This is a genomic window from Salegentibacter maritimus (assembly GCF_016236975.1).
Classification (GTDB): domain Bacteria; phylum Bacteroidota; class Bacteroidia; order Flavobacteriales; family Flavobacteriaceae; genus Salegentibacter; species Salegentibacter maritimus.
Genome location: NZ_JAEHNY010000001.1, coordinates 98,980 through 116,885, shown reverse-complemented (window position 1 = coordinate 116,885; position 17,906 = coordinate 98,980). Strand labels below are relative to the sequence as shown.

The following is a 17,906-nucleotide window of genomic DNA, read 5'->3' as shown; positions in this document are numbered from 1 at the left end:
AGATTAAAGTTTGCTAACTTTGTTTGTCAACAGTTTTTTTATGTCTTTTTCCCAATTTTTAGATTATCTTCAGGTAGAGAAAAATTATTCTCTCAATACGCTAACAGCTTATAAGGCAGATTTAGAATCTTTTTCTGAGTTTATTTTTTATGAATTTGATGAAGAGGATTTAAGTAAATTACATTATTCACAAATAAGAAATTGGATTATTTGTTTGGTAGAGCAAGGAGTGTCTAACCGCAGTATAAATCGTAAAATTTCTTCTTTAAAGTCTTATTATCGCTTTCTTCAGAAAACCGGGGATATAGAATTCTCACCGCTAGCAAAACATAAGGCTTTAAAAACCGCTTCTAAAATTCAGGTACCTTTCTCTGAACTTGAAATTAAGAATGTCCTTGATCAAATTGACACCTCTGGTTTTGATGGATTAAGAGATAGGTTGATTGTAGAGCTTTTTTATACTACAGGGATGCGGCGTATAGAACTTATTGAAATAAAGCTTCAGGATCTTGATTTGGCAGGGAAACAATTAAAAATATTGGGTAAGCGACAAAAAGAGAGGATTGTTCCGCTCTTGCCGGGTGTAATTGCGAATCTGGAGAGGTATTTAGATGTGCGTGCTGGTATAATGGCTGGCCGGCAGGAATCTTCCCTTTTTGTTTCCCAAAAAGGTATTAAATTATACGAAAGTCTTGTTTATAGGATTATAAATAATTATTTTAGTAGGGTATCTGGTAAGATAAAAAAGAGTCCGCATATTCTGCGACACTCTTTCGCAACACATTTGTTGAACCAGGGTGCTAATCTTAATGCTGTAAAAGAATTGCTTGGGCATTCCAGTCTTGCTGCAACGCAAGTTTATACCCATAATAGTATTTCAGAGCTTAGTAGGGTGCATCAAATGGCGCACCCAAGAAATAAAAAAGCCAATTAAAATAATTGTTTAATTAAATTATACAGAATATGAAAGTAAATGTGCAATCTGTAAACTTCAACGCCGATCAAAAATTAATTGATTTTATTCAGCGTAAGCTGGATAGGCTAGAAAATTATTATGACAAAGTTATCTATGCAGATGTCTTTTTGAAAGTGCAAAATACTAGTGCGAAGGATAATAAGGTTACTGAGATTTTGTTGAGTGTTCCTGGAGATGATATTATGGTGAAAAAAACATGTAAAAAGTTTGAGGAGTGTGTAGATGAATGTGTTTCATCCTTGCAGAGGCAATTAATTAAGCGTAAGGAGAAATTAAGTGCGCACGTTTAGATATTTTTTTTAAAAATTGTTTTGTGAAAGAAATAATTTATATACATTTGCAGTCCGTTAGAAATAGCGGACTTTTTTATGCTAAAAAAGTAGTGTAAAAGCCGATGTAGCTCAGCTGGCTAGAGCAGCTGATTTGTAATCAGCAGGTCGTGGGTTCGAGTCCCTCCATCGGCTCTTGAAATTTTGAAATAAGTAGTTTTTAAAACTTAATTTGTTGAAAATTAAGTTGCTGAAAATTTTATAGAAAAAATTTTAAAAATGCTTTGGATGGTGCTGTTAAATTACGTTTATTTGCAGCCGTTAAAACAACAAGCCATCATAAAGCTTAGCTGTGATAGCAGCTACGGTTCTATGAAATAGTGGAAAAATAAATTGGGGAGATACTCAAGCGGCCAACGAGGGCAGACTGTAAATCTGCTGTCTTTCGACTTCGCAGGTTCGAATCCTGCTCTCCCCACTTATCAATTCAAAATTCCGAATTCTTGATTCAATGTTAGCTTTGAATTTTTGAATTTTAGATCTTGAACTCAATGCGGGAGTAGCTCAGTTGGTAGAGCGTCAGCCTTCCAAGCTGAATGTCGCCGGTTCGAACCCGGTCTCCCGCTCTTAATTGAATATAGGGTTTTGATCCTGTTTTAATTTATTTTTCCGGTTTGAGAGTAATTTAGATATCCGTAAGCCAGTTTTGGTTTATGGTTTTTCTTGTTTGAACCGGTGAACTTTGAAGGTGTAACTTTCGGCTTGCCGACGTAGCTCAGGGGTAGAGCGTTTCCTTGGTAAGGAAGAGGTCACGAGTTCAATTCTCGTCGTTGGCTCTAGATTGTATTAAATTGAACACTAATATATAACTAAGATTAAATAAGTATTAATTATGGCAAAGGAAACTTATGATCGTTCCAAACCGCACCTTAATATAGGTACAATTGGACACGTAGATCACGGAAAAACTACTTTAACAGCAGCGATTACTAAAGTAATGGCTGATGCTGGATATTCAGAAGCTAGTGCTTTTGATCAAATTGATAATGCTCCTGAAGAAAAAGAAAGAGGTATTACAATTAACTCTTCTCACGTAGAGTATCAAACTGCTAATCGTCACTACGCTCACGTTGACTGTCCTGGTCACGCCGATTATGTGAAGAACATGGTTACTGGTGCTGCTCAAATGGACGGTGCTATTCTTGTGGTTGCTGCAACTGATGGTCCTATGCCACAAACTCGTGAGCACATCCTTCTTGGACGTCAGGTTGGTATTCCAAGAATTGTTGTATTCTTGAACAAAGTGGATCTTGTAGATGATGAGGAGCTTTTAGAATTAGTTGAAATGGAAGTTAGAGATCTTCTTTCTTTCTATGAGTATGATGGTGATAATGGTCCTGTAATTTCTGGATCTGCACTTGGTGCTCTTGAAGGTGATGAGAAATGGTCTAAGACTGTTCTTGAGCTTATGGAGGCTGTAGATAATTGGGTTGAGCTTCCTCAGCGTGATGTTGATAAGGATTTCTTAATGCCTATTGAAGATGTATTCTCTATTACTGGACGTGGTACTGTTGCAACTGGTCGTATTGAGACTGGTGTAGCTAACACTGGAGATCCTGTAGAGATTATTGGTATGGGGGCTGAAAAACTTACTTCTACTATTACTGGGGTTGAGATGTTCCGTAAGATTCTTGATAGAGGTGAAGCTGGAGATAACGTAGGTATCTTGTTAAGAGGTATTGAGAAAACTCAGATTTCTAGAGGTATGGTAATTACTAAGCCTGGATCTGTAACTCCTCACGCTAAATTTAAAGCAGAGGTTTATATCCTTAAAAAAGAAGAAGGTGGACGTCATACTCCATTCCATAATAACTATCGTCCTCAGTTCTACGTACGTACAACTGACGTAACAGGAACAATTAGTCTTCCTGATGGTGTTGAAATGGTAATGCCTGGTGATAACCTTACTATTACTGTTGAGCTTCTTCAGACAATCGCTATGAATGTAGGTCTACGTTTCGCTATCCGTGAAGGTGGTAGAACAGTAGGTGCTGGACAGGTTACTGAAATTTTAGACTAATTATAGTTTATAATAAATAGGTTTCCCGCGATGGGCGGGAAACCTTCCTTTATACATACGGGTTTAGCTCAGTTGGTAGAGCACTGGTCTCCAAAACCAGGTGTCGGGAGTTCGAGCCTCTCAACCCGTGCAAAATACCTTAAGAATCACATGGCAGGAATTGGCAATTATATATCAGAATCTTACAACGAATTAACAAACCACGTTACCTGGACAAGCTGGTCTGAAGCTCAAAGGTTAACGATATTGGTTGCGGTATTTTCTATAATCTTTTCCCTGGCTATTTGGGGTATAGACACCGTTTTTAGTTCGGCTATCGAGCAATATTTTGAATGGATTAAATCTTAAAAAATATTAGCATGGCAGAAGGAAAAGAAAAAAAATGGTATGTAGTTCGTGCTGTTAGTGGTCAGGAAAATAAGGTTAAAGACTATATTGAGAAAGAGGTGAACCATCTTGGGATGGAAGACTATCTTGATCAGGTTTTAGTTCCCACCGAAAAAGTTATTCAAATTAGAAATGGTAAGAAAGTAAATAAAGAACGTGTTTACTTTCCTGGCTATGTAATGATACAGGCTAATCTTGATGGTGAGATGCCTCACGTAATTAAAAATATAAATGGCGTTATCGGTTTTTTGGGTGAAACAAAGGGAGGAGATCCTGTTCCGCTTAGAAAGTCTGAGGTAAATAGAATGCTTGGCAAAGTAGATGAGCTTTCTGTGAAAACTGATAATGTTGCTATTCCTTTTACTGTAGGAGAAACCATAAAGGTTATTGATGGTCCGTTTAACGGATTTAACGGTACAGTTGAAAAGGTTAATGAGGAAAAGCGTAAGCTTGAGGTGATGGTGAAAATCTTTGGAAGAAAAACACCATTGGAATTAAGTTATATGCAAGTAGAGAAAGTATAAAGATTTTAGTTACATATTTTTTGATGGTTTTTTAAAGCTTCCACTCTAACAAACTATCACCTTAAAAATTTATAAAATGGCAAAAGAAGTAAGTAAAGTTGTAAAACTACAAGTTCGCGGAGGTGCTGCTAACCCATCACCACCAGTTGGACCTGCTTTAGGTGCTGCCGGGGTAAATATCATGGAATTCTGTAAGCAATTCAATGGTAGAACCCAGGATAAACAAGGTAAAGTATTGCCTGTTGCGATTACGGTTTATTCAGATAAGTCTTTTGACTTTGTGATTAAAACTCCTCCAGCTGCAGTACAATTGTTGGAAGCATCTAAAAACAAAAAGGGTTCAGGCGAACCAAATAGAAAGAAAATAGCAAGTGTTTCTTGGGATCAGGTTAGAACTATTGCAGAAGATAAGATGCAGGATTTGAATGCCTTTACCGTAGAATCTGCAATGAAAATGGTTGCTGGAACAGCTCGTTCAATGGGAATAACTGTAAAAGGTGATGCACCGTTTTAATCCAAAAAGAAATTAAAAATGGCAAAATTGACTAAAAAGCAAAAAGAAGCCCAGTCTAAGATCGAGAGCAATAAGGCTTACTCGGTTGCGGAAGCTTCTGCTTTAATTAAAGACGTTGCTAACGAAAACTTTGATGCATCTGTGGATTTAGCGGTTCGATTGAACGTTGATCCTAGAAAAGCTAACCAAATGGTGAGAGGTGTTGTAACCCTCCCACATGGTACTGGTAAAGATGTAAAAGTACTTGCGTTAGTTACTCCAGATAAAGAAGAGGAGGCGAAAGAAGCCGGAGCCGATTATGTAGGTCTAGATGAGTATTTAGATAAGATAAAAGGTGGATGGACAGACGTAGATGTTATTATTACAATGCCTAGTGTAATGGGTAAATTAGGGCCTTTAGGACGTGTACTTGGACCTAGAGGGCTTATGCCTAACCCAAAAACAGGAACAGTAACAATGGATGTTGCTAAAGCAGTATCTGATATTAAGGCTGGTAAAATCGACTTTAAGGTTGATAAAACCGGTATTGTTCACGCTGGAATTGGTAAGGCATCATTTGACGCCGAAAAACTTGCTGGTAACGCAAGAGAATTATTAACTACTTTAGTGAAGTTGAAACCTCAGGCAGCTAAGGGTGTGTATATTAAAAGTATCCACATGTCTTCTACAATGAGCCCGAGCGTTCAGGTTGATACTAAAAGGTTCACTGAGCAATAATAGTATAGATTATGACAAGAGAAGAAAAATCAATAGTAATTGAAGATTTAACTGCCCAGTTAACAGATAATTCTGTTGTTTATTTAGCAGATATATCTGGCCTTGATGCCGGAACAACTTCAAACTTGCGTAGAGCTTGTTTTAAAGCTAACGTAAAGCTGGCTGTAGTTAAAAATACATTGCTTGCTAAGGCTATGGAAGCTTCAGGGAAAGAATTTGGAGAACTTCCTTCAGTTTTAAAAGGCAATACATCCATAATGTTTTCTGAGACTGGTAATGCACCAGCCAAAGTAATCAAAGAATTCAGAAAGAAAAACGAAAAACCACTTCTTAAAGGTGCTTTTGTAGACGAAGGAATTTATGTAGGAGATGACTACCTTGACACCCTTGTGAATATCAAATCTAAGGAAGAAGTTATTGGGGATATCGTTGGCTTATTACAATCGCCTGCTAAGAATGTTATCTCAGCACTTAAGTCTGGTGGTGGTAAATTATCTGGAATCCTTAAGACACTTTCTGAAAAGGAAGGATAGATTAGTACGCACTTTTTAACAATTATAAATTAAAGAACTTTTTAAAAACGATAGAAAATGGCAGATTTAAAAGATTTCGCAGAACAATTGGTTAACTTAACCGTAAAAGAAGTAAATGAGTTAGCTGATATATTAAAAGAAGAATACGGTATTGAGCCTGCTGCTGCTGCAGTAGCTGTTGCTGGTGGCGGTGCTGCTGGTGGTGGTGAAGAAGCTGAGGAGCAAACTGAGTTTGATGTAATCCTTAAAGCTCCAGGTGGATCTAAACTAGCTGTTGTTAAGCTTGTAAAAGAGCTTACCGGTCTTGGTCTTAAAGACGCTAAAGCATTAGTAGATGGTGCTCCAGCTCCAGTAAAAGAAGGAGTTGCTAAAGACGAGGCAGAAGCGCTTAAATCACAGTTAGAAGAAGCAGGAGCCGAGGTTGAGCTTAAATAAGCTTGACGAAAGCAATATTATTTAGGTTTAGACCTCAGGATTCGCTCCTGAAGGTCTAAACCCTTTTGCGTATATAGGGGATTCCCTATAGCGCGCCCGTTTTTTTATAAATTATAATCCGTCCATTGATGTTAGCAAAGCAAACTGAAAGAGTAAGTTTCTCTTCTGTAAAGAACAGACCTGATTACCCGGACTTTCTGGATATCCAGATAAAGTCTTTTCAGGACTTCTTTCAATTAGAAACCAAATCAGAAGAGCGGGGAAATGAAGGTCTCTATAATACCTTCCTGGAAAACTTCCCAATTACGGATACCCGTAATCAATTTGTACTAGAATTTTTAGATTATTTTGTGGACCCGCCAAGATATTCCATACAGGAGTGTATTGAGCGTGGTTTAACATATAGTGTGCCGCTTAAGGCTCGATTAAAACTATACTGTACCGACCCTGAACACGAAGATTTTGAAACCATCGTACAGGACGTATATTTGGGAACTATTCCTTACATGACCCCTAGTGGTACCTTTTGTATCAATGGAGCAGAACGTGTTGTAGTTTCTCAGCTGCACCGTTCCCCCGGAGTTTTCTTTGGACAATCCTTCCACGCAAATGGAACAAAACTTTATTCTGCCCGTGTAATTCCTTTTAAAGGTTCCTGGATAGAATTTGCTACCGATATTAACAGCGTAATGTATGCTTATATCGATAGAAAGAAAAAATTACCTGTTACTACACTTTTCCGTGCTATTGGTTTTGAGCGCGATAAAGATATTTTAGAAATCTTCGATCTTGCTGAGGAGGTTAAAGTTTCAAAAACAGGACTTAAAAAAGTATTAGGTCGTAAGCTAGCGGCCCGTGTATTGAACACCTGGTATGAAGATTTTGTTGATGAAGATACGGGAGAGGTAGTTTCAATAGAACGTAATGAGATCGTTTTAGATCGTGATACAGAACTTGAAAAAGAGCATATAGAAGAAATTCTTGAAACCGGAAGTAAAACTATTCTTCTTCATAAAGAAGATAACCAAACCGGTGATTATGCTATTATTCATAATACATTGCAAAAAGACCCTACCAACTCTGAAAAGGAAGCGGTAGAACACATTTATCGTCAACTGCGTAACGCAGAACCGCCAGATGAGGAAACTGCACGTGGTATTATCGATAAATTATTCTTCTCAGATCAGCGTTACAGCCTTGGGGAAGTAGGTCGATACAGAATGAATAAAAAATTAGGTCTTGATGTTGCCATGGATAAGCAAGTGCTTACCAAAGAAGACATCATTACCATAATTAAATACTTAATCGAGCTTATTAATTCTAAAGCAGAGATTGATGATATTGACCACTTGTCTAACCGTCGTGTTAGAACTGTAGGTGAGCAATTATCTCAACAATTTGGAGTTGGTCTTGCTCGTATGGCACGTACCATTCGTGAAAGAATGAACGTTCGTGACAACGAGGTATTTACCCCGATAGATTTGATTAATGCGAAGACACTATCTTCTGTAATCAACTCTTTCTTTGGTACCAACCAGTTGTCTCAGTTTATGGACCAAACCAACCCTCTTGCAGAGATCACACATAAGCGTAGGCTTTCGGCACTTGGGCCAGGTGGATTATCAAGAGAAAGGGCAGGTTTCGAGGTACGTGATGTTCACTATACACACTACGGAAGGCTTTGCCCAATTGAAACTCCTGAAGGTCCAAACATTGGACTTATTTCTTCACTTTCAGTTTACGCTAAAGTGAACGGAATGGGCTTCATTGAAACACCATACCGTAAGGTGGAGAACGGAAAAATAGATGTTTCTCAGGAAGCTATCTATTTAAGTGCAGAGGAAGAAGAAGACAAGAAAATTGCCCAGGCTAACATTCCGCTTAAGGAAGACGGTACTATAAATACAGACAGGGTAATTGCACGAATGGAAGGAGACTTCCCTGTGGTAGATCCCAAGGAAATACATTATACCGATGTTGCACCAAACCAAATTTCGTCAATTTCGGCTTCTTTAATTCCTTTCCTTGAACACGATGATGCAAACCGTGCCTTGATGGGATCTAACATGATGCGCCAGGCACTTCCATTGCTTCAAGCCGATTCTCCAATTGTGGGAACAGGATTAGAGCGCCAAGTAGCTACAGATTCTCGAGTATTGATTAATGCTGAAGGAGAAGGGGAAGTAGAATATGTAGATGCAAGAAAGATTATCATTAAGTATGATAGAACGGAAGAAGATAGAATGGTGAGCTTTGATAGTGATTCAAAGAGTTACGATCTTATAAAATTCCGTAAGACTAATCAGGGTTCTTCTATTAACCTTAAACCAATTGTTAGGGTTGGAGATAGAGTAACCAAAGGCCAGGTCTTATGTCAGGGTTATGCTACCGAAGCAGGGGAACTTGCATTGGGTAGAAATATGAAGGTTGCCTTTATGCCCTGGAAGGGTTACAACTTTGAGGATGCGATTGTGATTTCAGAAAAAGTGGTAAGAGAAGATATTTTTACTTCTATCCACGTAGATGAGTATTCACTTGAAGTTCGTGATACCAAATTAGGTAACGAGGAATTAACTAACGATATTCCTAACGTTTCAGAAGAGGCTACAAAAGATCTTGATGAACACGGGATGATTAGAATTGGTGCAGAGGTTAAACCCGGTGATATTCTTATTGGTAAGATTACTCCAAAAGGAGAAAGTGACCCAACACCGGAGGAAAAATTACTTCGTGCGATTTTTGGAGATAAAGCGGGTGATGTTAAAGACGCATCGCTTAAAGCTTCTCCGTCTTTAAACGGTGTGGTAATAGAGAAAAAACTCTTTGCCCGCGCAATTAAAGATAAGCGTAAGAGAGCTCAGGATAAGGAAGATGTTGCGGCGCTTGAGAAAAAGTACGATGCTAAATTTGCCAATTTAAAAGCTGAACTTGTAGATAAGCTATTTGCTATTATAGGTGGAAAAACTGCTCAGGGAGTTCAAAATGATCTTGGGGAAGAGGTAATGCCAAAAGGTAAGAAATATACCTTGAAAATGCTTAACTCGGTAGACGATTATACGCATTTAACCCACGGTACCTGGACCACAGACGATCACTTAAATTCATTGGTAGCAGATCTTATCCATAATTATAAGATTAAGGAAAACGACCTTCAGGGTAACCTTAGAAGAGAGAAGTTTACTATTTCTGTAGGAGATGAGCTTCCTTCTGGTATTCTTAAACTAGCTAAAGTTTACATTGCTAAAAAGCGTAAACTAAAAGTAGGTGATAAAATGGCGGGACGTCACGGTAACAAAGGTATTGTTGCCAGAATAGTTCGCCAGGAAGATATGCCATTCCTTGATGATGGTACACCGGTTGATATCGTGTTGAACCCACTTGGGGTACCTTCACGTATGAACATTGGTCAGATCTACGAAACTGTACTTGGATGGGCAGGTCAAAAGCTAGGTAAGAAATATGCTACCCCAATTTTTGATGGGGCTACCATAGACCAGATTAATGAGCTTACAGACGAAGCCGGAATCCCAAGATACGGGCATACTTATCTTTATGATGGTGGAACAGGAGATCGTTTTGACCAACCTGCAACGGTAGGGGTGATCTATATGTTGAAATTAGGACATATGATTGAAGACAAGATGCACGCCAGATCTATTGGACCATACTCGCTTATTACACAGCAACCACTTGGTGGTAAAGCACAATTTGGTGGACAGCGTTTTGGTGAGATGGAGGTTTGGGCACTTGAGGCTTATGGAGCATCCAGCACCCTGCGTGAAATCTTAACAGTGAAGTCAGATGACGTGATAGGAAGGGCCAAAACTTACGAATCTATCGTGAAGGGAGAGCCTATGCCAGAACCCGGCCTACCGGAATCTTTTAACGTACTTATGCACGAATTAAAAGGTCTTGGTTTGGATATTAAATTAGAAGAATAAAATACTGTTTATAAAGGGGCGTTTAGGCGCCCCGTCAAACAGATTTTTCACAATAATTATAGCAGCAGTTATTATGGCTAGAAATAATGATAAGAATACAGTAAAGAGATTTGATAAAATCTCTATCGGTTTGGCTTCCCCGGAATCTATCCTCGCAGAATCTCGTGGTGAAGTTCTTAAACCGGAAACTATCAATTATCGTACGCACAAACCTGAACGTGATGGTTTGTTTTGTGAGCGTATTTTTGGTCCTGTAAAGGATTACGAATGTGCCTGCGGTAAATATAAAAGAATACGTTACAAAGGAATTGTTTGTGACCGTTGTGGGGTAGAGGTAACCGAAAAACAAGTACGTAGAGACCGTGTTGGGCACATTAATTTGGTAGTTCCTGTAGCACATATCTGGTATTTCCGTTCTTTACCAAATAAAATTGGATACTTGCTTGGTCTTCCGTCTAAGAAATTAGATATGATTATTTACTACGAACGTTATGTAGTAATTCAACCGGGTATCGCTAAGAATGAAGAAGGAGAAGCATTAAAGAAAATGGATTTCCTTACGGAAGAAGAGTATCTAAATGTTTTGGATAGCCTTCCGCAGGAAAATATGTATTTAGAAGATAACGACCCCAATAAGTTTATCGCTAAAATGGGGGCCGAATGTCTTATTGAAATATTAAGAAGAATAGATCTTAACGAACTTTCTTACGAGTTAAGACACAAGGCTAATAACGAAACTTCAAAGCAACGTAAAACCGAAGCGCTTAAGCGTCTTCAGGTTGTAGAAGCTTTCCGTGATGCCAATAACAATCGCGAGAACCTTCCGGAATGGATGATTATGAAAGTGGTTCCTGTAATTCCACCAGAATTACGACCTCTTGTACCTCTTGATGGTGGACGTTTCGCGACTTCAGATTTAAATGATCTTTATAGAAGGGTGATTATTCGTAACAACCGTCTAAAAAGATTAATGGAGATCAAAGCTCCTGAAGTGATTTTACGTAACGAAAAACGTATGCTTCAGGAATCTGTAGATTCATTGTTCGACAATACCAGAAAATCTTCAGCGGTAAAAACAGACTCTAACCGTCCGTTAAAATCGCTTTCAGATTCGCTTAAAGGTAAGCAGGGACGTTTCCGTCAAAACTTACTTGGTAAGCGTGTAGATTACTCTGCACGTTCGGTAATTGTTGTTGGACCTGAGTTGAAAATGCACGAATGTGGTCTTCCAAAAAATATGGCGGCCGAGCTTTACAAGCCTTTTGTAATTAGAAAACTAATTGAAAGAGGAATTGTAAAAACAGTAAAATCTGCCAAGAAAATAATAGATAAAAAAGAGCCGGTAGTTTGGGATATCCTTGAGAACGTTCTTAAAGGACACCCAGTATTACTTAACCGTGCTCCTACGCTACACCGTTTAGGTATTCAGGCTTTCCAGCCAAAACTTATTGAAGGTAAAGCAATACAATTACACCCATTAGCCTGTACTGCATTTAATGCCGATTTTGATGGTGACCAGATGGCGGTGCATTTACCGTTAGGGCCTGAGGCTATTCTAGAAGCTCAGTTATTAATGCTTGCTTCTAACAATATTCTTAACCCGGCAAATGGTTCGCCAATTACAGTACCGTCTCAGGATATGATTCTTGGTCTTTATTATATGACCAAGTCTAGAAAATCTACAGACGAGGTTAAGGTGAAGGGTGAAGGTCTTACTTTCTATTCTGATGAAGAAGTAGTAATTGCTTACAATCAGAAAAGAGTAGATCTTAATGCCGAAATTAAAATTCGTGCGAAAGATTTTAACGAAGTAGGTGAATTAACTTACCAAATTATAGAAACTACTGTTGGTAGAGTACTGTTTAACCAGGCGGTGCCAGAAAAGGTAGGTTTTGTAAATACTGTACTTACCAAGAAAAACCTTAGGGATATAATTGGTGAAGTATTGGCTAAAACAAGTGTTCCTGAAACCGGAGAATTCCTTGATGCAATTAAGGAAATGGGATATGGATACGCTTTCCGTGGTGGACTTTCCTTTAGTTTAGGTGATATTATTATCCCTGCTGAGAAACAAACCATGATTGATGAAGCCAATGAACAGGTTGAAGGTATTGTAGGAAACTATAATATGGGTCTTATCACCAATAACGAGCGTTATAACCAGGTAATTGATATCTGGACATCTACCAATGCCGGTCTAACCGAGTTGGCTATGAAACGTATTCGTGAAGATAAGCAAGGATTCAACTCTGTGTTTATGATGCTTGACTCTGGTGCTCGTGGATCTAAAGAACAGATTCGTCAGCTTACCGGTATGCGTGGTCTTATGGCCAAGCCTAAGAAATCTAACTCTGGTGGTGGTGAAATTATTGAAAACCCAATTCTTTCTAACTTTAAAGAGGGTCTTTCAATTCTTGAATACTTTATCTCTACTCACGGTGCACGTAAAGGTCTTGCCGATACCGCACTTAAAACTGCCGATGCAGGTTATCTAACCCGTAGGTTGGTAGACGTTTCACAAGATGTTATTGTAAATGAGGAAGACTGTGGAACTTTAAGAGGAGTAGAAGTTAAGCCACTTAAGAAAAATGAAGAAATTGTAGAATCGCTTGGAGAACGTATTTTAGGACGTATTTCTCTTCACGATGTTATAAACCCTTCAAATAACGAACTTTTAGTCGCTTCGGGTGAAGAAATTACTTCTGAAATTGTTAGTAAGATTGAAGATGCACCAATTGAGAGTGTAGAGGTAAGATCTCCATTAACCTGTGAGGCTAAAAAAGGAATTTGTGTAAATTGTTACGGACGAAACCTTTCTACCAATAAATTGGTGCAAAGAGGTGAAGCTGTAGGTGTGGTTGCTGCGCAGTCTATTGGAGAGCCCGGTACACAGTTAACGCTACGTACTTTCCACGTGGGAGGTATTGCCGGTAACATTTCAGAAGATAATAAACTTGAGGCTAAATTTGCCGGTATTGCCGAAATTGAAGACCTTAAAGTTGTAAAAGGAGAAGCTCCCGATGGAAGCCAGGCTGAGATTGTGATTTCAAGAACTGCCGAACTTAAAATTAAAGATGAAAAAACCGGAGTGGTATTGAGCAACAATAACATTCCATACGGTTCTCAAATCTTTATCGATAACGGTGCTAAAGTATCTAAAGGTGATGTGATTTGCCAATGGGATCCATATAACGGTGTTATTATTTCAGAATTCGCCGGTAAAATTAAATATGAAAACGTTGAGCAGGGTGTTACCTACCAGGTTGAAATTGATGAGCAAACAGGATTCCAGGAGAAAGTAATTTCTGAATCCCGTAACAAAAAGCTTATTCCAACTTTACATATTCTAGGTAAAAAAGACGAAGTAATTCGCTCTTATAACCTTCCTGTAGGGGCTCACCTTATGGTAGACAACGAAGAGAAAATTGGCGTTGGTAAGATTTTGGTTAAGATTCCTCGTAAATCATCTAAAGCAGGTGATATTACCGGTGGTCTTCCAAGGGTAACCGAGTTGTTTGAAGCTCGTAACCCATCTAACCCTGCTGTAGTAAGTGAGATTGATGGTGTTGTTTCTTTCGGAAAAATTAAGAGGGGTAACCGTGAAATTATCGTTGAATCTAAACTTGGAGAGGTTAAGAAATACTTAGTGAAGTTATCTAACCAGATCCTTGTTCAGGAAAACGATTATGTTCGTGCAGGTATGCCACTTTCTGATGGTTCTGTTACTCCAGAAGATATTCTTAATATCAAAGGACCAAATGCAGTACAGCAATATCTTGTAAACGAAGTTCAGGAAGTTTACCGACTACAGGGTGTGAAAATTAACGATAAGCACTTTGAGGTTGTTGTTAGACAAATGATGCGTAAGGTTAGAATTCAGGATCCGGGAGATACTATTTTCCTTGAAAACCAGCTTGTTCATAAATCAGATTTCATTGAAGAGAACGATAAAGTATTCGGAATGAAAGTGGTAGAAGATGCTGGGGATTCAGAAAACTTAAAACCGGGTCAAATCGTTTCACCAAGAGAGCTTAGAGATGAGAACTCTTTGTTAAGACGAGAAGATAAGAACCTGGCCACTGCAAGAGATGTAACTGCTGCAACCGCTACACCGGTTCTTCAGGGTATTACTCGAGCATCGCTACAAACAAAATCGTTTATCTCGGCGGCTTCCTTCCAGGAAACTACCAAAGTATTGAACGAAGCAGCTGTAAGCGGTAAGATCGATAAACTTGAAGGATTAAAAGAAAATGTAATTGTAGGACATAGAATCCCTGCAGGTACAGGTATGCGTAAGTACGATAGCATTATCGTTGGTTCTAAAGAAGAATTTGACGAAATGATGGAACACAAGCAAGAAGTTAACTATAACTAATACCAGTAAAAGAGCCGCATTTGCGGCTCTTTTCTTTTTATAAGATGAGGAATCCCGATCTAAAGTCGGGATTTTTTGTATTTTTATATATGCGATAAAGCAAGTGCTCCGGTGTTTTCGCCGGAATCTTTTAAATAAAATTCAAATTAATACTATGAGTGAAGAAAGTAAGAAACCTAAAAAAGGTCAAATAAATATAGAATTGGATGAAACAGTAGCAGAAGGAACTTATTCTAATTTAGCAATCATCAATCATTCAGTTTCAGAGTTTGTGGTAGATTTTGTAAACATTATGCCCGGGAAGCCTAAAAGTAAGGTGAAATCGAGAATTATTTTAACGCCACAGCATGCAAAGCGCTTATTAAAAGCTCTAGGCGATAATGTACATCGTTTTGAAAAAGCTCACGGTGAAATTAGAGATTATGAAAAGGCACCAATGCCTTTAAATTTTGGTCCTACCGGCCAGGCTTAAAAAATTCAATTTACTAAAAGAGGCTGTCTGAAAAGTCTATCCTCGTCAAGCTGATCTTGTTTTAGCTTCTAACATGTTTTTAATTAGCAATAGTTAGATCCCCGATAAAGAATCCGGGGCAAGCTCTGAAATAAATTCAAGATGACGGTTTTAAAACCTTTTCAGACAGCCTCTTTTTTATTGACTTCAAAACAAACATCACTTTGGTGATTTTTAAAAGTATTCATCAAAAAGGAAAAGTAAAATCCCGGTTAATCTCCATTTATTTTTTAGTTATATCAGTATATTGTGAAGAATATAAAGAATTGGCAACAAGCTGAAAAAACGACGACCCAAAATGGACATAAAAACAGATTGGAATAAAATAAGACAGCACTTTAATAAAAGTTTCAGTTCGAACTTTTATGTTTCGGTTGCATCCGTTGACACAGAAAATAATCCGACTGTGACACCAATTGGTTCGTTGTTCTTGAACGACAATCAAACAGGCTTTTACTTTGAAAAATTTCCGTCAAAATTACCTGAACACGCAAAGCACAATCCAAAAGTATGCCTGCTCGGAGTAAATAGTGGACGGATTTTTTGGATTAAAGCGTTGTTTAAGGAAAAGTTTTCGGACTTCCCAGCGATTAAACTCTACGGAGAGTTTGGCGAAAAAAGAAAGGCGACTGAAAAGGAAATTGCTCGACTGAACCGCAGAATGAAAATGACAAACGGACTGAAAGGCAACACGTATTTATGGAAAAAAATGGAGTTTGTCCGAGAAATAAAATTTACAAGAGCCGAAAAAATCAACCTCGGAAAAATGACAGCCGAATTATGAAAAAAGCCAGTTGCCAACAATATATCCTATGAAAAGCCCTAGTAGAGTTCTTTAAAGTTAATATTTTATTTTCAATTACTTCATATTGTTGATTTTGAGGTGTTGAATCGTTGATAATTCCGATAGGATTATCAATCATTCAATACCTGTATAACTTGCTCGGCATCCTATATGTGATACACGCATCTTGGCGGTTCACTGTAAGCTTCCCTTAAAATCCAACTGTTTAAAAGTTTAATATATTTTATAAATTTAAGCTTATATATTCCTTAAAAATGGAGAAAAAAGCTTTCACTTCCCAACCCACTAAACGAATAGCCGCTATAGACCTTGGCACCAACTCTTTTCACGCAGTTTTGGTAGATATCTATCCCGATGGAAGTTTTCGAACGGTTAATAAGCTTAAAGAGATGGTTAGCCTTGCCGAAAAAGGTCTGGAAGATAGATTGAGTGAAGAAGCCATAAACAGGGGATTGGAGGCTCTTAAACGAATTAAATTATTATGTGATAGCTATAAAGTAGAAAATATTCTTGCCTATGCTACCAGTGCCATTCGGGAGGCCGAAAATGGAGGTGATTTTATTAAAGAAGTAGGAGAGCAAATTGGAATTAGGGTACGGGCCATTTCTGGTAAAATGGAAGCTGAAATGATTGGCCTCGCTATAAAACACAGTATTGCTTTGACTAAGGAGCCGGTGCTTATGATAGATATAGGCGGCGGAAGTGTAGAATTTATTATTGGGAATCATAACGAATTTATTTATTACAATAGTTTAAAATTGGGGGTTGCCAGGATGACTGCCGAGTTTATAGAATCAGACCCTATTGAAGAAAATGATATTAAAAAGCTTCAGGATCATTATAAAAAAGAACTACCTGAAATATTGAAGTTGGCCAAAAAGCATAAAGTGAAAACTATTATAGGCTCTTCAGGAACTATGGAAAATATTGGTCAAATGGTTGCCGGCAGGTCATCTTTAACTGCCGAGAGGAGTCTAAACGAACTTGAATTTACGGCAAAAAACTTTCAGGAATTGTATTCCGATTTTATAAAACTCGATAGAAAACAGCGTAAAAAGGAAAATGGCCTTGAAGAAAAGAGGATAGATATTATTAATGCCGGGATGATTTTGGTGCAATTTCTTATTGAAAAATTAGGGGTTGAAAATATTAAAATTTCTGAAGCTGCACTTCGTGAAGGAATGATCTTAAATTTTATTGAAACCAAAAAAGACCAACTTAACCTGGATCTTGTCGCCAATTTTAAAGATCCAAGACGTAGAAGTGTTTACGAATTACTTAGAAAAACCAACTGGATTAAAGCACATTCCCGGCATGTTGCTAATTTCTCATTACAACTGTTTGATGTTTTTAAGGAAGAATTGGAGTTAAAGGAATCTGATAGGGAATTATTGGAATACGCCAGTTTAATGCATGATATTGGTTATTATATTTCCTATAGAAAGCACCATAAACACGCTTTATATCTCATTAAATATTCAGACTTACTGGGTTTTAAAGAAGATGAGATTAATATTATGGCCAATGTGAGCAGGTATCATAGAAAGTCTACGCCACATAAGCGGCATAAGCCATATAAACAATTAAGTAAAAAGCTACGAAAAAGGGTTAAAAAGCTTTCGGCAATTTTAAGGCTTGCCGATGGTTTAGATCGTAGCCATTATCAAAACGTACACAAGCTTGAAATAAATAATAAAAAAGAAACTATAGAGCTTTTACTTACTACCCATAGCGACCCCGAACTTGAAATATGGGGTGCTTTAAGAAAGGGCAGCTTGCTGGAGAAACTTACCGGTAAGAAACTTAAGATTTTTCAGGTGTTGGAAGATTGAAAATAAA

At 38.0% G+C, this 17,906-nt stretch carries 14 protein-coding genes and 5 tRNA genes; all 19 read left to right on the top strand.

From position 1 onward, the window contains the following. Positions 1-40 precede the first annotated feature (40 nt). The 19 genes from I6U50_RS00540 (at position 41) to I6U50_RS00450 (ending at position 17,899) form a co-directional block, all read left to right on the top strand. Positions 41-934, top strand: a complete 894-nt coding sequence (locus tag I6U50_RS00540) for a tyrosine-type recombinase/integrase (RefSeq protein ID WP_193710509.1) — start codon at positions 41-43, stop codon at positions 932-934. Positions 935-963: 29 nt separating this feature from the next. Beyond that, positions 964-1,266 carry a ribosome hibernation-promoting factor, HPF/YfiA family gene (hpf, locus tag I6U50_RS00535; RefSeq protein WP_193710510.1) on the top strand — a complete coding sequence of 101 codons (303 nt, stop codon included), beginning with the start codon at positions 964-966 and terminating at the stop codon, positions 1,264-1,266. A 100-nt stretch (positions 1,267-1,366) separates the two neighbouring features. Then, a tRNA-Thr gene (locus I6U50_RS00530) sits at positions 1,367-1,440 on the top strand. Positions 1,441-1,640: 200 nt separating this feature from the next. Continuing rightward, a tRNA-Tyr gene (locus I6U50_RS00525) sits at positions 1,641-1,723 on the top strand. 75 nt (positions 1,724-1,798) lie between these two features. Continuing rightward, positions 1,799-1,871, top strand: a tRNA-Gly gene (locus tag I6U50_RS00520). Between the two features lie 138 nt (positions 1,872-2,009). Next, positions 2,010-2,081: transfer RNA gene (locus I6U50_RS00515), tRNA-Thr, on the top strand. A 56-nt stretch (positions 2,082-2,137) separates the two neighbouring features. Then, positions 2,138-3,325, top strand: a complete 1,188-nt coding sequence (gene tuf / locus I6U50_RS00510; RefSeq protein WP_198637472.1) for an elongation factor Tu — start codon at positions 2,138-2,140, stop codon at positions 3,323-3,325. Between the two features lie 57 nt (positions 3,326-3,382). After that, positions 3,383-3,455 (top strand) — tRNA-Trp (locus I6U50_RS00505). A 20-nt stretch (positions 3,456-3,475) separates the two neighbouring features. Then, positions 3,476-3,673 (top strand): preprotein translocase subunit SecE, encoded by a 198-nt coding sequence (gene secE, locus I6U50_RS00500; protein ID WP_193710512.1) that lies wholly within the window; start codon positions 3,476-3,478, stop codon positions 3,671-3,673. An 11-nt stretch (positions 3,674-3,684) separates the two neighbouring features. Then, the gene (gene nusG / locus I6U50_RS00495) at positions 3,685-4,236 is read left to right on the top strand and encodes a transcription termination/antitermination protein NusG (protein ID WP_193710513.1); all 552 of its coding nucleotides are present in this window, start codon (positions 3,685-3,687) and stop codon (positions 4,234-4,236) included. A gap of 76 nt (positions 4,237-4,312) precedes the next feature. Next, positions 4,313-4,750: a 50S ribosomal protein L11 gene (rplK, locus tag I6U50_RS00490; RefSeq protein ID WP_057482053.1), complete on the top strand. Its 438-nt coding sequence runs from the start codon at positions 4,313-4,315 to the stop codon at positions 4,748-4,750. A gap of 18 nt (positions 4,751-4,768) precedes the next feature. Next, positions 4,769-5,467 (top strand): 50S ribosomal protein L1, encoded by a 699-nt coding sequence (gene rplA, locus I6U50_RS00485; protein ID WP_198637471.1) that lies wholly within the window; start codon positions 4,769-4,771, stop codon positions 5,465-5,467. An 11-nt stretch (positions 5,468-5,478) separates the two neighbouring features. Further along, positions 5,479-6,000, top strand: a complete 522-nt coding sequence (gene rplJ / locus I6U50_RS00480; protein ID WP_193710515.1) for a 50S ribosomal protein L10 — start codon at positions 5,479-5,481, stop codon at positions 5,998-6,000. Between the two features lie 57 nt (positions 6,001-6,057). Continuing rightward, entirely contained in the window at positions 6,058-6,435 is a 378-nt protein-coding gene (rplL, locus tag I6U50_RS00475) for a 50S ribosomal protein L7/L12 (RefSeq protein ID WP_057482050.1), read from the top strand. Between the two features lie 128 nt (positions 6,436-6,563). Beyond that, positions 6,564-10,376, top strand: coding sequence for a DNA-directed RNA polymerase subunit beta (gene rpoB, locus I6U50_RS00470; protein WP_198637470.1), 3,813 nt, complete (start codon positions 6,564-6,566; stop codon positions 10,374-10,376). Positions 10,377-10,449: 73 nt separating this feature from the next. Further along, positions 10,450-14,751: a DNA-directed RNA polymerase subunit beta' gene (gene rpoC, locus I6U50_RS00465; protein WP_198628254.1), complete on the top strand. Its 4,302-nt coding sequence runs from the start codon at positions 10,450-10,452 to the stop codon at positions 14,749-14,751. Between the two features lie 154 nt (positions 14,752-14,905). Further along, positions 14,906-15,223 (top strand): DUF3467 domain-containing protein, encoded by a 318-nt coding sequence (locus I6U50_RS00460; RefSeq protein ID WP_198628253.1) that lies wholly within the window; start codon positions 14,906-14,908, stop codon positions 15,221-15,223. Positions 15,224-15,560: 337 nt separating this feature from the next. Beyond that, positions 15,561-16,046 (top strand): pyridoxamine 5'-phosphate oxidase family protein, encoded by a 486-nt coding sequence (locus I6U50_RS00455; RefSeq protein ID WP_198637469.1) that lies wholly within the window; start codon positions 15,561-15,563, stop codon positions 16,044-16,046. 275 nt (positions 16,047-16,321) lie between these two features. After that, positions 16,322-17,899 (top strand): Ppx/GppA phosphatase family protein, encoded by a 1,578-nt coding sequence (locus I6U50_RS00450; protein ID WP_198637468.1) that lies wholly within the window; start codon positions 16,322-16,324, stop codon positions 17,897-17,899. The last annotated feature ends 7 nt before the right edge of the window (positions 17,900-17,906 follow it).